Raw genomic sequence first — 14,948 nt, forward strand, 5'->3', positions numbered from 1 at the left:
CCTGTGGCGCGAGGCTTGGGGATTGTCCCGATCCGCGCGGGTATGCCGCTTGCGGTGCCTGTGCGGGCCGCCGCATGTCGCGGCGCCCGTTCACACCTTACCCAACGGAGACAACCCATGGACATGCTCGAACCGGGCAAATTCGGTACCGCGGTGCCTTTCAAGAAGCGCTACGGCAACTACATCGGCGGCGAATGGGTCGCGCCGGTGGAGAACCAGTATTTCGGCAACATCACGCCCGTCACCGGCAAGGTCTTCTGCGAAGTGCCGCGCTCCAGCGCCGCCGACATCGAGCGCGCACTCGACGCCGCCCACAAGGCCAAGGGCGCCTGGGGTCGCACATCGACCACTGAGCGCGCCAACATCCTGAACCGCATCGCCGACCGCATGCAGGAAAACCTGGCCATGCTGGCCGCCGCCGAGACCTGGGACAACGGCAAGCCGATCCGAGAGACCATGGCTGCCGACCTGCCGCTGGCCATCGACCACTTCCGCTACTTCGCCTCGTGCATCCGCTCGCAGGAAGGCGGCATCAGCGAGATCGACCACGAAACTTTCGCGTACCACTTTCATGAACCCATCGGCGTGGTCGGCCAGATCATTCCGTGGAACTTCCCGATCCTCATGGCCGTGTGGAAGCTCGCGCCCGCGCTGGCGGCCGGCAACTGCGTGGTGCTCAAGCCCGCCGAGCAGACGCCGGTGTCGATCCTGGTGCTGATGGAGGTCATCGGCGACCTGCTGCCGCCGGGCGTGCTGAACATCGTCAACGGCTTCGGCGTGGAGGCGGGCAAGCCACTGGCGTCGAGCAACCGCATCGGCAAGATCGCTTTCACCGGCGAGACCACCACGGGCCGGCTGATCTCGCAGTACGCGAGCCAGAACCTCATTCCTGTGACGCTGGAGCTGGGCGGCAAGTCGCCCAACATCTTCTTTGCCGACGTGATGGAGCGCGACGACGCCTTCTTCGACAAGGCGCTCGAAGGCTTCACGATGTTCGCGCTGAACCAGGGCGAGGTCTGCACCTGCCCGAGCCGCGCGCTCATTCAAGAGTCGATCTACGACCGCTTCATGGAGCGCGCACTGAAGCGCGTGGCCGCCATCAAGCAGGGCAGCCCGCTCGACGCGGCCACCATGATCGGCGCGCAGGCCTCGAGCGAGCAGCTGGAAAAAATCCTGTCTTACCTGGACATCGGCCGGCAGGAGGGCGCGCAGGTGCTCATCGGCGGCGAGCGCCAGCAGCTCGAAGGCGATCTGGCCGACGGCTACTACGTGAAGCCGACCGTCTTCCGCGGCCACAACAAGATGCGCATCTTCCAGGAGGAAATCTTCGGCCCGGTCGTGTCGGTCACCACCTTCAAGGACGAGGAAGAAGCGCTGGCGATTGCCAACGACACGCTCTACGGCCTGGGCGCCGGCGTGTGGAGCCGCGACATGAACCGTGCCTTCCGCATGGGCCGCGGCATCCAGGCGGGGCGCGTGTGGACCAACTGCTACCACCAGTACCCGGCGCATGCGGCCTTCGGCGGCTACAAGCAGTCGGGCATCGGGCGCGAGAACCACAAGATGATGCTCGACCACTACCAGCAGACCAAGAACCTGCTCGTGAGCTACAGCGAGAACAAGCTGGGCTTCTTCTGATGACCGGCGAGGTCCTGCGCGTCACCGCGACCGACGCGGCGCTCGCGCTCATCGACGACCTCGCCGCCAGGCACGGCCCGCTGATGTTCCATCAGTCGGGCGGCTGCTGCGACGGCAGCGCGCCCATGTGCTACGCCCAGGGCGAGTTCATCGTGGGTGACTACGACCGGCTGCTGGGGCGCATCGGCGGCATGCCGTTCTACATCAGCGGGCCGCAGTTCGAATACTGGCAGCACACGCAGCTGATCATCGACGTGGTGCCGGGGCGCGGCGGGATGTTCTCGCTCGAAGGGCCGCTGGGCGTGCGCTTTCTGACGCGCTCGCGGCTGTTCACGGAGGCGGAGTGGGCGGTGCTCGAGGCCGAGGGGGCGGAGTAGGGCCCGGGCCGGTCGTCAGTTCGACGAAGCGAGCAGCTGCCGCACTAGCAACTGCGTCGCCGGCGTCAGCGCCGCGCCCGTCTTCGTCGCCATCAGCAGGCGCCGCGTGGCCCACGTGTCCTTCAGGTGCACCACCTTCAGGTCGAGCGCGGCCACCTGCGCCTTGCAGGCGGCCAGCGGCACCACGCCGATGCCGAGGTTGGCCGCGATCATGTGGCACATCGCATCGAAGCTGCGCACCTGCACGCGCAGGCGCATCGGAATGCCGGCCTGCTCGGCGGCGCGCGAGGTCAGCTCGAGCAGCGAGCTGCTGCGGTTCAGCCCCACGAACTCGTGCGCGAGGCAGGTCTTGAAGTCGACCTGTTTCGCACGCAGGCGTGCCAGCGGGTGCGGCCTGGCGCAGAGCACCACGAGCTCGTCGGTCTGGAAGGGCGCGACGTCGAGGCCGTAGGCGGGCGTGTTCTCGGCGAACACGCCGACGTCGGCGAGGCCGTCGACCAGTGCGCGCACGATGTCGCCGCTGAGCTGTTCCTCGACCTCGACGCGGATATCGGGATGCTGCCCGAGGAACGCCGCCAGCGTGGTCGGCAGGAACTCCGTCAGCGCCGACATGTTGGCCCACAGCCGCACATGGCCGCGCACGCCGCTGGCGTAGTCGCCCAGCTCGTTGCTGAACTGCTCGAAGCCCTGGAAGAGGCGCATCGCATGCTGCATCGCCACGTGCCCGGCGGGTGTGAGCGCGATGCCCTGGGCGCTGCGTTCGAGCAGCTTGGAACCTGTGGCCGCTTCGAAGTCGGACAGGCGCCGGCTCGCCGCCGAGAGCGCGAGGTGACACGCCTCCGCGCCCTTGGTGATGCTGCCCGACTGGGCCACGGCGCAGAACAGGCGCAGCGTCACGAAATCGACACGCGCGGGGTTGATGGTGCTGGCCATTGGCGGATTCTAGAGAGCGCGCCAGTGCCGAAAGTCATGCGCGTGGGTTAAAAGAATTTTTGACATGTTATGTCGCTACACCTATAGTGAATCCATCGAAGCATCGCGCGCTTCCCACGGTAGACAACCCAAAGGAGAGGTATGCAATCACTGCTGGATCAACTCGAAGGCCTCGACGTGCTGGCCGGTGCCGCGATGGGTGGGCTGTCTGTTCAGCTGCAGCCGATTCCGGGCAGCACGCCGGTGGTCCAGGTGAGCATCGAGGGGCGCGATGAGCTGCCGATCTTCGTCACCAGTTCCGACATGCAGATCATCTGCATCTGCTACCTCTGGACCGAGGAAGACGTGAAGCCCGCGCGGCGCACCGAGCTGCTCGAATCGCTGCTCGACCTCAATCCGTCCGTGCCGCTGTCGTCCTTCGGGCGTGTGGGCGGGCGCTACGTGCTCACGGGGGCGCTGGGGCGCAACGCGAGCGTGGAAGACATCGCACGCGAAGTGGCCGTGCTCAGCGACAACGCGCTCGATGCGCTCGACGCCTTGTCCGAATTCCTGAATTAAGCGGAGATCATCATGACAGTCATCAAGAAGCTGGTCACCTTGCTGCGCGGCAGCGCCCGCGAAATCGGCGAGAGCGTGATCGACAGCAACGCCACGCGCATCTACGAGCAGGAAATCATCGACGCCAAGCACAGCATCGAAAAGGCCAAGGGCGACCTCACGGGCGTCATGGCCAAGGAGATGCAGTCGGCCCGCGAAATCGAACGCCTGAAGGGCGAGGTCGCGCGCTACGAAGGCCTGGCGCTCGAAGCCCTCAACAAGACCCAGGAAGGCCTGGCGCTCGACGTGGCGGCCAAGGTCGGCACGCTTGAACAGGAGCTCGAGGAGCAGGCCAAGGCCCACGCCTCGTATGCGTTGCAGGTGTCGCGGCTCAAGGACCTGATCAAGTCGGCCGAGGCGCGCATCCGCGAGCACGAGCGCGAGATCGGCATCGCCAAGACCACCGAGAGCGTCTACCGCGCCACGCAGTCGATCTCCGAGAACATCGGCAGCGGCGGCTCGCGTTTGGCCAGTGCGCGCGAGTCGCTGGAACGCATCCGCTCGCGCCACGAGGATCTGTCTGATCGCATGGCGGCAGGCCAGCAGCTCGAAGACGAGCTCGGCCACAGCGCGCTCGAGAAGAAGCTGGCCGCGGCGGGCATCGGCAACGATGCCGACCGCACTGGCAAGGTGATGGAGCGCATCCGCGCCCGGCAGGCCAAGCCGTCCGAACCGGCTCCGGAGTGACGATGGTGCGGGTCAAGCCGGTACGCTGGCAAGGCTCGGACGAGGCGATCCGCGCGGTCCAGGTGGCCTTCGACGTGGAAGAAGCCGTGCTCGAGGCCGTGCGCACCGCGGCGTTCGAGCAGCATGTGTCCACGCCCGACCAGATCCGGCAGGTGCTGGGGCTGGCGACCACCTCGAAGCCGAAGCGGCCGCGTCTCACGGTGTCGTTGAACGCGGCCGACTACGAATTCCTGGCGGCGCGGTATGGTCTGTCACCCGACGACCGCCTGGCCATCAAGGAGAGGGCCACGCGCGAACTGATTGCCTTTGCAGGCAAGGCGAACAAGAAGAACGCCGGCACGAAGAAGCCGGGCGGCAGGTAAGAAGAAAAGAGAACAACAACCAACCCGCACGCGGGAGGATCAATGGGCGATTTCATGGGAGCGGTGACGGGGTACCCCACCGCGATCTACACGGTGCTGCTCGGTGTCGTGGTGATCTATTGGGTGCTCGCGGTGGTCGGCATGGTCGACTTCGAGAGCAGCGGGATCGACGTCGACCTGCAGACGCATGCCGACGGCGACACCAGCGACATGGGCCAGATCGCGAGCTACGTGGTCGCCTTCGGCCTGAACGGCGTGCCGTTCTCGGTGGCCGTGAGCCTGCTGGTGCTCGTGGCCTGGACGCTCTCGTGCCTGGGCGGCGAGTGGCTGCTGCCGCTGGTGCCGACGATGGTGCTCAAGCTGGTGGCCGGCACGGTGCTGCTGGTGGCCAGTGCAGCCCTTGCCATCCCGGTGACGGCGGTGGCCATCCGCCCGCTCAAGGGCCTCTTCGTGAGCCACACGGCCGTGAGCAACGCGGCGCTGGTGGGCCAGGTCTGCCGCGTCGTCACCGGCGTGGTGAACGAGAAGGACGGCCGCGCCGAAGTGGCGCGCCGCGGCGCCAGCCTCAACATCCGCGTCTGGGCGCCCACGCCCAACGCCCTCAAGCGCGGCTCGCACGCGCTCATCCTCGAATACGACGAGGTGGCCGCGCGCTACCTCATCGCGGCGCACGAAGACATCGTCTGAGAAGGCGTGAACGACCCCGCCATGTCCGCTCATCGGCCACGCCGGATTCGTTCACACCGTCTGACTGCGCGCATCCCTCACCCAAGTTCGTTCGCTCGCTCTTAAAGCATCTGGAGAAAAAATGGAGCCCATCATCTTCGCCGTGGTCATACTGGCCGTCGTCATCCTCGGCCTGTTCGCGATGTTCGCCAAGTTCTATCGCAAGATCGAACAGGGCCACGCACTCATCGTGAACACGCTGCGCGCCGAGCCCGAGGTGACCTTCACCGGCCGCATGGTCTACCCGATCATCCACAAGGCCGAGCTGATGGACATCTCGGTCAAGACCATCGAGATCGACCGCTCGGGCAACGAAGGCCTCATCTGCCGCGACAACATCCGCGCGGACATCAAGGTGAAGTTCTTCGTGCGCGTCAACAAGACCGCCGACGACGTTCTGAAGGTGGCGCAGGGTATCGGCTGTGCGCGGGCATCGAACCACGAGACGCTCGAAGAGCTGTTCTCGGCCAAGTTCTCCGAAGCGCTCAAGACGGTGGGCAAGTCGATGGACTTCGTCGACCTGTACCAGGCGCGTGACGGCTTCCGCGACGAGATCATCAGCCAGATCGGCAACGACCTCTCGGGCTACGTGCTCGAAGACGCCGCCATCGACTACCTCGAGCAGACGCCGCTGTCGGAGCTCGATGCCAACAACATCCTCGATGCGCAGGGCATCAAGAAGATCACCGAGCTGACGGCGGTCGAGCATGTGCGCACCAACGAACTGCGCCGCAACGAGGAAATGCAGATCAAGAAGAAGAACGTCGAGACGCAAGAAGCGTTGCTCGAACTCGAGCGCCAGCAGGCCGACGCCACCGCGCGCCAGCAGCGCGAAATTGCCAGCGTGCGCGCTCGCGAAGAAGCCGAAACCTCCAAGATCCAGTCCGAAGAGCGCACCAAGTCCGAAACCGCGCGCCTCATGGCCGAGCAATCCGTCTCGGTGCAGCAGGAGAACGTGCAGCGCGAGAAGGAAGTGGCCGAGAACAACCGCAAGCGCGCGGTGGCCATCGAGGAAGAAAAGGTCACGCGTGCCCGCGACCTCGAAATCGTCGATCGCGAGAAGGAAGTGACCCTGCAGCGCATTGAAAAAGACAAGGCCGTCGAAGTGCAGAAGAAGGCCATCGCCGATGTGATTCGCGAGCGCATCGTGGTCGAGCGCACCGTGGCCGAGCAGGAAGAAGCCATCAAGGAACTGCGCGTGGTCGCCGAGGCCGAGCGCACCAAGAAGTCGGTCGTGATCATGGCCGAGGGCCAGGCCGAAGAGAAGATGGTGCTCGACGTGAAGGCCGCCGAAACGCAAGAAAAGCGCGCCCGCCACAAGGCCGCCGAAGAACTCACGCTGGCCGATGCCAAGCTCAAGGTGGCCGAGCGCGACGCCGAATCGAAGAAGCGCGAAGCCGAAGGCGTGGAAGCCATTTCCGCCGCACCGGGCCTGGCCGCCGCCAAGGTCGAAATCGCCACGGCCCAGGCCAAGCTGGCAAGCTTCGAAGCCGAGGCTTCGGGCAAGGAAAAGCTGGGCCTGGCCGATGTGCATGTGCGCCAGGCCGATGCCGACGCGATCCTCAAGGCCGGCCAGGCCGATGCGCAGGTCATCGAGGCCCGCTCGCAAGCCGAAGCCGCCGGCATGCGGGCCAAGTTCGAGGCCGAGGCCTCGGGCAAGGAAAAGCTGGGCCTCGCCGAAGTCAACGTGCGCACGGCCGACGCCGAGGCCACGCTCAAGTCGGGCCAGGCCGATGCGCAGGTCATCGAAGCGCGCTTCAACGCCGAGGCCAAGGGCCTGCACGAGAAGTTCGAGGCCATGAAGTCCATGAGCCCCGAGACCCGCGACCACGAAGAGTTCCGCATGCGCCTGGAAAAGTCGCACATCGAAACCATGAAGGGCATCGATGCGCAGACCTCCATCGCCAAGGAACAGGCCGACGTGCTGGGCACCGCGCTCGCCAATGCCAAGATCGACATCGTGGGCGGCTCGGGCGACTACTTCGACAGCTTCGTGCGCTCGCTCTCCGTGGGCAAGGGCATCGACGGTGTCATCTCCAAGAGCCAGGCGGTGCAGGTCGCTTTCAAGGAGCAGCTCTCGGGCGAACGCGACGTGGTGAAGGACCTGCGCGACATCGTCGGCGCGCTGGGCAATTCGTCGGGCGAAATCCAAAATCTCAGCGTCGCCTCGCTGATGAGCAAGATCGCCAACGACGGCACCGAAAGCCAGAAGTCGGCGCTGCAGAACCTGATCTCCTCCTTCCGCAACTGAGCCGGGGGCGCGCGATGAACCCGAACCTGAAGTGCAGTTGCGCCGCCCATGCCGCGATGCAGCCCGTCGCACTCGCCGAAGCCCTGCTCGGCGTGCAGTGCGGCGACTGCCACGGCATGGTGATGGACATGGACGACTGGCGCAGCTGGAAGGCCGCCGACCCGAAGCGCGTGCCGCATGAGGTCGACGACGAGGTGATCGAGGTGTTCGACGTCGCCGCCGTGCGCCACTGCCCCGAGTGCGAGCGGCTGATGCAGCGCCTGCGCGTGAGCGCCGGGCCCGACTTCCGCATCGACCGCTGCGTGGCCTGCCAGAACCTCTGGTTCGACCAGGGCGAATGGCGCGCCCTCGTGAGCCGCGGCCTGGCCGGCCGGCTCGACGAGCTGCTGTCCGACGGCTGGCAGCGCCGGCTGCAGACCGAGGAGGTGCGCGAGGCGCGCCTGGCCGCGCTGCGCCGCCGCTACGGCGACGACTGCATCGACGAGCTGGACCGCATCCGCGCCTGGCTCGACACCCAGCCTCACCGCGACGAATTGCTCGCACTGCTGCGCGCGGACTGACCGCGCCGATCCATGCAACCCACCGACGACACCGCAGCGCCGCCCGGCGCCCAGGCCCCCATCGACCCCACCGAAGCGCTGGTCTCCGGCAGCGGCAGCTACGACCTGCTGAAGAAGCGGCTCGAAACCCAGGGCGAGGGCCTGCTGAAGAAGACGCAGGCGCTCAACGAGCAGCGCCTGGCCGAGTTCGGCCGCTCCGACCAGACCTTGATCCTGCGCACCCGCGCGCGCACCGAGAACAACGCCGTGGCGCGCGACATCGTGCGCATCGGCGACCTGCTCCTGTTTGGCTACAACGTCTTCATCGGCCTGCGCAAGGAGACGGCCGTGGGCGATGTGTTCGGCCTCTACCGGCTCGCGACGCCGGGCGAAGCCGCCACAGAGAACGACGAGCTGCAGCCCGTGCCGCTGGCGGGCAGCTTCCTCGAAGACGCGCGCTTCACCTCTGACTTCCGCGAGCTCTACGCCTACTACAAGCAGGCCACGCTGCTGCAGTTGCGCGTGACGCAGGACAAGCTGCTCGCCTCGTTCCAGATCGGCCAGCAGCTGCACGACGTGCGCGTGTTCCGCTGGGCCATCGAGCGCGATGGCGGCATCCACTACATCGACAACCGCGGCGAGCGCGACATCGCCTTGCCCGCGAGCCACGATTTCGAGTGGACCGTCGCCACGCGCGAAGACCATGTGGGCGGCAAGCATCCGCACGTGAACGTGCTCGACACCGTGTTCGTCGAGACGCTGGGCGGCGACCTCACGGTCAAGATCGAGAACAACACCGAGACCGGGCTGGGCATCTACAGCGAGCCGGTGGAGGACAAGAGCCAGTCGCTCACCGACGCCGAGATCGCCTGGGCCAAGCTGGGCATGCTGATATTGCTGCGCGTGAAGCCCTACCGCGAGCAGGTCACGCGCTACCTGGTGTTCAACATCCGCACGCAGCAGGTCGAGCGCATCGACGCCATCGGCGGCTCCTGCGTGCAGCTGCCCGAAGACCACGGCATCATCTTTCCGGGCGGCTACTACCTGCAGTCGGGCGAGTACAAGCGCTTCGACCTGCCGGCCGAGGTGGTGGAAAACCTGCGCTTCAAGCGCATGCTGCGCTCGCCCAACGGCGAAGACGTGGCCTATGTGTTCTACGACCCGAAGCCCGGGCGCTATGCGCTCTTCAACTACAACCTGATCGACAAGAAGCTCGCCACGCCGATCATCGCCAACGGCTACGCGCGCTTTGCCGACGGCCGCATGCTGGTGTTCAACGGCGACGACGTTGAGCCCACGCGCGTGCACCCGATGCAGCTGTGGCAGACGCCTTTCGCCAGCGAAGAGCACGTGAGCGCGCAGCCGCCCGCCACCGGCTTCTTCGGCAAGATCGGCAATGCCGAGCTGGTGCGTGGCGTGAGCGACCTCATGGGCATCGCCCGCGCGGTGCGCGAGCAGGCGCCCACGCGCGCTGCCTACGAAGACCTGATCCGCCAGTGCACCCGCGTGAGCGACGCCTACTTCTGGCTCGACGCGCCCGAGGCCACCGGCCTCATGGGCGAGCTGCGCAGCATCGCCGAGGTGGCGCGCAGCACGCTGGCCGAGTTCGAAAAGGTCGACACCATCCGCCGGGAAACCGCGCGCGCGCTGGCCCGCGCGGAAGACGAGCAGCACGCGCTGCTGGTCGACATTGCCAGCACCCTCTGGCGTGCGCCCGACGATTTCGTGAAGGCGCTGGGCCGGCTGCGCGAGCGGCGCGGCGCGCTGCAGATGCTCAAGGAGCTGCGCTATGCCGACCTGCCGCGCATCGCCGCGATGGACGCCGCGCTCGAGGTCGAGCAGCAGCGCATCGGCGAGCGCGCCATGCAGTTCCTGGCGGCCGACACGGCCTTCCACGGCCAGCGCCAGGCGCTGGACAAGCTCGCGCTCGAACTGCCCAACCTGGCCACGTCGCCTGCGCTCGGGCAGATGCTCGCCACACTCGACGAGCAGGCGGCCGGCCTCGACCTGCTGACCGAGCAGCTGGGCAGCCTGCCGGGCGGCGATGCGGTGATCCGCACGTCGATCCTCGACCGCATCTCGCTGATCTACGCTGATATCAATCGCATGCGCGCCGATGCGCGCGCGCGGCGCAAGTCGCTGGGCGCGACCGAGGCGCGTGCCGAGTTCGGCGCGCAGTTCAAGCTCTTCAGCCAGGCGGTCGAGAACGCGCTGGAGTTCGCCGACACGCCCGAGAAGTGCGACGACGCGCTCACGCGCCTCTTGGCCCAGCTCGAAGAGATCGAAGGCCGCTTCGCCGAACAGGAAGACTTCCTGGCCGACATCGCCGAAAAGCGCGAGACCGTGTACGAGGCGCTGTCCGCGCGGCGCCAGAGCCTGGTCGACGCCCGCCAGCGCCGCGCGCAGGGCGTGGTCGACGCCGCAGGGCGCATCCTCGACGGCATTCCGCGCCGCATCGCGCAGTTCGGCGATCTGACGCAGGTGCACAGCTACTTCGCGGCCGACCCGATGATCGGCAAGCTGCACACGCTGATCGCCGACCTGCGCACGCTGGGCGCCGCGGTGCCGGCCGACGAGCTCGACACGCGCCTGAAGACCGCGCGCGACCAGGCGCTGCGTTCCATCCGCGACAAGCGCGAGCTGGTGAGCGAGGGCGGCGACACGCTGCGCCTGGGCCGCCACGCCTTCACCGTGCACCGCCAGCCGGTCGACCTGACGCTCGTGGCCCGCGACGAAGGCATGGCCTACCAGGTGACGGGCACCGACTACCAGAGCCCGGTCGACGAACCCCGGCTGCTGCCGCTGCAGCGCTACTGGAACCAGTCGCTGGTGTCCGAGACCCCCGAGCTGTCGCGTGCCGAATACCTCGCGGGCCGGCTGCTGGAGGCGCTGCTCGACGGCAAGGCCGAGCGCACGTGGGCCGAAGTGCTCACGCTGCTGGCCGAAGACCCGCTGCATCCGCAGCTGCTCGATATGGTTCGCCGCTTCGCTGCGGCGCGCTACCAGGAGGGCCACCAGAAGGGTATCCATGACGACGACGCGATGCGCCTGCTGGGCGCGCTCGTCGGCATGCAGGACCAGGCAGGCCTGCTCGCCTGGGGTCCGACCGAACGCGCGCTGGCCTTGCTCTACTGGCAGCACGGCCACCTGATCGCACACCGCGAGTCGATGCTGCGCCGCGCACGGGCCGCGATGCAGATGCTGGCGCTGTTCGGCCGGCGCGATGCGTTGGAGCAGCTCGAAGCCGACATCGCGCGTGCACTGAACCACTTCGCCCGCGACGTGGTGCCCGACCTGCTGCCTGTGGCCGACACCGCAAACGACGAAACACGTGACGCGCACGACGGCCGTGTGACCACCCTGTGCGACCAGGCCGCAGCGTACCTCGTGCGCGAGCTCGCCAGCCCGCATGGCGGCGAGACCTGGGCCGTGTCCGGCGCGGGCGAGGACCTCGCGGCGGCGTTGCTGCGCGAGCTGGAGCGCGGCGGCCGGCGCGATGCATGGCAGCACGACCTCGACGCTGCACCGCCGGCCGAGCGCTGGCGCCTGGCGCGCGACTGGGTGCGCGCCTACGCGACGCACCAGGCGCCGCAATCGGTCGACTGGACCGACGACGCGGCCAGCGTGCTGGCCATGCCGCTGCAGCGCACCCGCGTCAACGCGGCGCTCGACCGCACCGTCGAGGGTCTGCGTGGCGAGCACCCGCGCGTCGCCGAAGGGCGCCTCACGCTGAACCTCAACGACTTCTGGCGCCGCTTCCTGTTCCACACGATGCACGCGGTGCCGGGCTACGAGGCGCTGCACAGCCTGCGCCACGAGCTGCTCGAGCGCGAGAAGGCGCGGCTCAAACTGAGCCAGTTCCAGGCCAAGCCGCTGTCGACCTTCGTGCGCAACCAGCTGATCGACGAGCTGTACCTGCCCATCATCGGCGACAACCTGGCCAAGCAGATCGGCTCGGCGGGCGAGGGCAGCCGCACCGACCGCATGGGCCTGCTGCTGCTGATCTCGCCGCCCGGCTACGGCAAGACCACGCTCATGGAGTACGTGGCCGACCGCCTCGGCCTGATCTTCGTGCGCATCAACTGCCCGGCGCTGGGCCATGGCGTGACGGCCATCGACCCGGCGAACGCGCCCAACAGCGCCGCACGGCAGGAGCTGGAAAAGCTCAACCTGGGCCTGGCCATGGGCAGCAACGTGATGCTGTACCTGGACGACATCCAGCACACCAGCCCCGAGTTCCTGCAGAAGTTCATCGCGCTGGCCGACGGCACGCGCCGCATCGAGGGTGTGTGGAACGGCGAGCCGCGCAGCTACGACATGCGCGGCAAGCGCTTCGCGATCGTGATGGCGGGCAACCCCTACACCGAGTCGGGCGACGTGTTCAAGATCCCGGACATGCTGGCCAACCGCGCCGACATCTACAACCTGGGCGATGTGCTGTCGGGCCGCGAGGCGGCGTTCGCGCTCTCGTACATCGAGAACAGCCTGACCTCCAACCCCACGCTGATGCCGCTGGCCTCGCGCGATCCGAAGGACGTGCAGCTGCTGGTGAAGATGGCGCAGGGCCACGACGTGCCGAGCAGCGCGCTCTCGCACGCCTACAGTTCGGTCGAGCTGGAAGAGATCAAGGCGCTGCTGCAGCGCCTGTTCCGCGCGCGAGACCTGCTGCTGAAGGTCAACCTGGCCTACATCGCCTCGGCTGCGCAGCAGGAGAGCTACCGCACCGCGCCGCCGTTCAAGCTGCAGGGCAGCTACCGCAACATGACCAAGCTCGCTGGCAAGATCACGCCGCTGATGCGCGATGAGGAGCTCGATGCGCTGCTGCGCGACCACTACCGCGGCGAGGCCCAGACGCTGACCACCGGCGCCGAGGAAAACCTGCTGCGCCTCGCGCAACTGCTCGGCAGTCCGACGCCGGAGGAAAGCACCCGCTGGACCGCCATCTGCGACGAGTTCGTGCGCCAGCGAAAGCTCGGAGGCGCCGACGTGGACGGCAGCCAGCGCATCGCGAGCAGCATGCTCGACGTGGCGCGCGCGGTCGATGCGCTCAAGCCCGAGCCCAAGCCTGCCGCAGAGGGGCCGAACGAGAGCCAGCGCCTGGCCGACGCCATGCTGCAGATCGCCGTGACCTACCGCGAGCTGATCCTGCCGCTGGTGACCGCCACCGAGCGCCGGCTCGAACTCGACCGTTCGATCAAGCAGGACATGGAGCGCCTCGCCGCCGAGGTGCAGGCCACGCGGGCCGCACCCAAGCGCGTGCCACAGCCACCATCTCCGCCCAAAGCTGACAAGGATCACTGATGTCCGCATTGCCCGAACTGCTGGCCCAACTCGACGCCACCCTGGCCGACGCGCGCCTGAGCGACGACGAGCGCCGCGTGCTGGTCCACACCCTGCGCGAGGCCTCGCCGCCCGAAGACGGCCTGCGCCAGCTGCGCAACCGCGCCTTCGACCTCGTGCGCTCGCGCACCGCCGACCCCGAGCAGCTGTCGCTGCTCAAGTGGCTCGAAGGCGTGGTGCGCGCGATCGACACCGGTCGCTCGCCCGACAGCGTCACGGTGCGCTCGCAGGCCTACTTCAGCCCCGGCACGGCCTGCCTGCAGGCGATCAACCAGCAACTGCGAACGGCGAAGCGCGCGGTCGACCTGTGCGTGTTCACGCTGTCGGACGACCGCATCACCGCCGAGGTGCTGGCGGCGCACCGGCGCGGCGTGACGGTGCGCTTCATCACCGACAACGACAAGGAATACGACCGCGGCAGCGACGTCGGCCAGCTGCGCGCGGCCGGCATTCCGGTGGCGGTGGACCGCACCGAGGCCCACATGCACCACAAGTTCGCGATCTTCGACGGCGCGCGGCTGCTCAACGGCAGCTACAACTGGACCCGCAGCGCCTGCGAGTACAACGAGGAGAACCTGGTGCTGAGCAACGACCCGCCGCTGGTGCGCCGCTTCGCGGACGAATTCGACACCTTGTGGAAAGAACTGCAGGCCCCCTGATGCCAAGACGAATCGACTACGACTGGGAACTGCCCGCCGCCATGCAGCAGCGGTTGGGCGGCAGCACCTACGGCGCGCAGCGCATCATCCATGAGCAGGAGCACCTGATGGTGATCCTGCACGAGCCGCCCTCGGGCACCGGCGCCGAGCGCAAGCCCATCGTGTTCCTGCGCAAGCCCGACGGCGCCTGGCTGCACAAGGGCAACAACCCCGGCGAGCGCGCGCTCGCCAAGCTGCTCGAGAGCTACCGCGCGGCGTTCAGCACCTTCGAGATCCGCCACCAGGCCGCCGAGACCTCGGAAGACCTGTTCCAGATCCTCGGGCCGCTGATCCCGCTCACCCGCGCCGCGCGGAACATGCAGGACACGCTGCAGGCCGCGCGCGATGCGGTGAAGGGCGACCTGATGCTCATCGACCAGCGCGACCTCGCGGTGGAAATCGCTCGCGGCTTCGAGCTGCTGCTGGCCGACACGCGCATGTCGCTCGACTACCGGCTCGCACGCGCCGCCGAAGCACAGGCGCACTCGGCCCTCGAGATGAGCCGTGCGCAGCACAAGCTGAACACCATCGCCGCGCTGACCTTTCCGCTCATGGCCATCGGCGCGGCCTTCGGCATGAACCTGCACAGCGGTGTGGAGAACCTGCCGTCGTGGGTGTACTGGCTGATCTTCGCGGCCGGCATCTGCCTGGGCGTGATGCTGCGCGGCTGGGTCAAGACGCCGGCCGAGCCGCCGGTGGTTGCCAAGCCTGCGTCCACGCTGAAGAAAAAGTAGGGCGCACCGCAGGGTCTTCGCGTTTCGCGAAGGCCTGCTGCCATCCGAGCAATTCCGTTCGTCGCC

General features: G+C 67.5%; 12 protein-coding genes. 11 read left to right on the forward strand and 1 reads right to left on the reverse strand.

All coding sequences use genetic code 11. The annotated features are described in order from the left end of the window. The first annotated feature begins 117 nt into the window (after positions 1-117). Together adh and AC07OX_RS25550 are read left to right on the forward strand one after the other, a co-directional pair. Positions 118-1,638 (forward strand): aldehyde dehydrogenase, encoded by a 1,521-nt coding sequence (gene adh / locus AC07OX_RS25545; protein WP_495262166.1) that lies wholly within the window; start codon positions 118-120, stop codon positions 1,636-1,638. Continuing rightward, positions 1,638-2,015 carry a DUF779 domain-containing protein gene (locus AC07OX_RS25550; protein ID WP_095947459.1) on the forward strand — a complete coding sequence of 126 codons (378 nt, stop codon included), beginning with the start codon at positions 1,638-1,640 and terminating at the stop codon, positions 2,013-2,015. Before adh ends, AC07OX_RS25550 begins: the two co-directional genes overlap by 1 nt. A 15-nt stretch (positions 2,016-2,030) precedes the next feature. Here the strand turns inward: AC07OX_RS25550 and AC07OX_RS25555 are convergent, their stop codons facing one another. Beyond that, the gene (locus AC07OX_RS25555; RefSeq protein WP_062476388.1) at positions 2,031-2,948 is read right to left on the reverse strand and encodes a LysR family transcriptional regulator; all 918 of its coding nucleotides are present in this window, start codon (positions 2,946-2,948) and stop codon (positions 2,031-2,033) included. A 141-nt stretch (positions 2,949-3,089) separates the two neighbouring features. Between AC07OX_RS25555 and AC07OX_RS25560 the strand changes: the two genes are divergently transcribed. The 9 genes from AC07OX_RS25560 (at position 3,090) to AC07OX_RS25600 (ending at position 14,882) form a co-directional block, all read left to right on the forward strand. Further along, positions 3,090-3,506 carry a YjfI family protein gene (locus tag AC07OX_RS25560; RefSeq protein WP_062476391.1) on the forward strand — a complete coding sequence of 139 codons (417 nt, stop codon included), beginning with the start codon at positions 3,090-3,092 and terminating at the stop codon, positions 3,504-3,506. A 12-nt stretch (positions 3,507-3,518) separates the two neighbouring features. Next, positions 3,519-4,232, forward strand: coding sequence for a PspA/IM30 family protein (locus AC07OX_RS25565; RefSeq protein ID WP_495262165.1), 714 nt, complete (start codon positions 3,519-3,521; stop codon positions 4,230-4,232). Between the two features lie 2 nt (positions 4,233-4,234). Then, the gene (locus AC07OX_RS25570; RefSeq protein WP_495262164.1) at positions 4,235-4,594 is read left to right on the forward strand and encodes a hypothetical protein; all 360 of its coding nucleotides are present in this window, start codon (positions 4,235-4,237) and stop codon (positions 4,592-4,594) included. A 42-nt stretch (positions 4,595-4,636) separates the two neighbouring features. Further along, complete coding sequence (locus AC07OX_RS25575; RefSeq protein WP_095744901.1) at positions 4,637-5,281, forward strand: OB-fold-containig protein; 645 nt, start codon at positions 4,637-4,639, stop codon at positions 5,279-5,281. A 121-nt stretch (positions 5,282-5,402) separates the two neighbouring features. Beyond that, entirely contained in the window at positions 5,403-7,571 is a 2,169-nt protein-coding gene (locus tag AC07OX_RS25580) for a flotillin family protein (protein ID WP_062476401.1), read from the forward strand. Between the two features lie 14 nt (positions 7,572-7,585). Further along, entirely contained in the window at positions 7,586-8,131 is a 546-nt protein-coding gene (locus AC07OX_RS25585) for a TFIIB-type zinc ribbon-containing protein (RefSeq protein ID WP_062476404.1), read from the forward strand. Between the two features lie 12 nt (positions 8,132-8,143). Further along, positions 8,144-13,411, forward strand: a complete 5,268-nt coding sequence (locus AC07OX_RS25590) for a DNA repair ATPase (protein WP_495262163.1) — start codon at positions 8,144-8,146, stop codon at positions 13,409-13,411. Further along, a complete protein-coding gene (locus AC07OX_RS25595) occupies positions 13,411-14,109 on the forward strand; it encodes a phospholipase D-like domain-containing protein (protein WP_159277368.1) in 699 nt (232 codons plus the stop codon). Before AC07OX_RS25590 ends, AC07OX_RS25595 begins: the two co-directional genes overlap by 1 nt. After that, the gene (locus AC07OX_RS25600; protein ID WP_493192626.1) at positions 14,109-14,882 is read left to right on the forward strand and encodes a hypothetical protein; all 774 of its coding nucleotides are present in this window, start codon (positions 14,109-14,111) and stop codon (positions 14,880-14,882) included. The genes AC07OX_RS25595 and AC07OX_RS25600 overlap by 1 nt, the downstream gene beginning before the upstream one ends. Positions 14,883-14,948 lie beyond the last annotated feature (66 nt).

The sequence above is a fragment of the Variovorax sp. GW821-FHT09D07 genome (genome assembly GCF_059416345.1).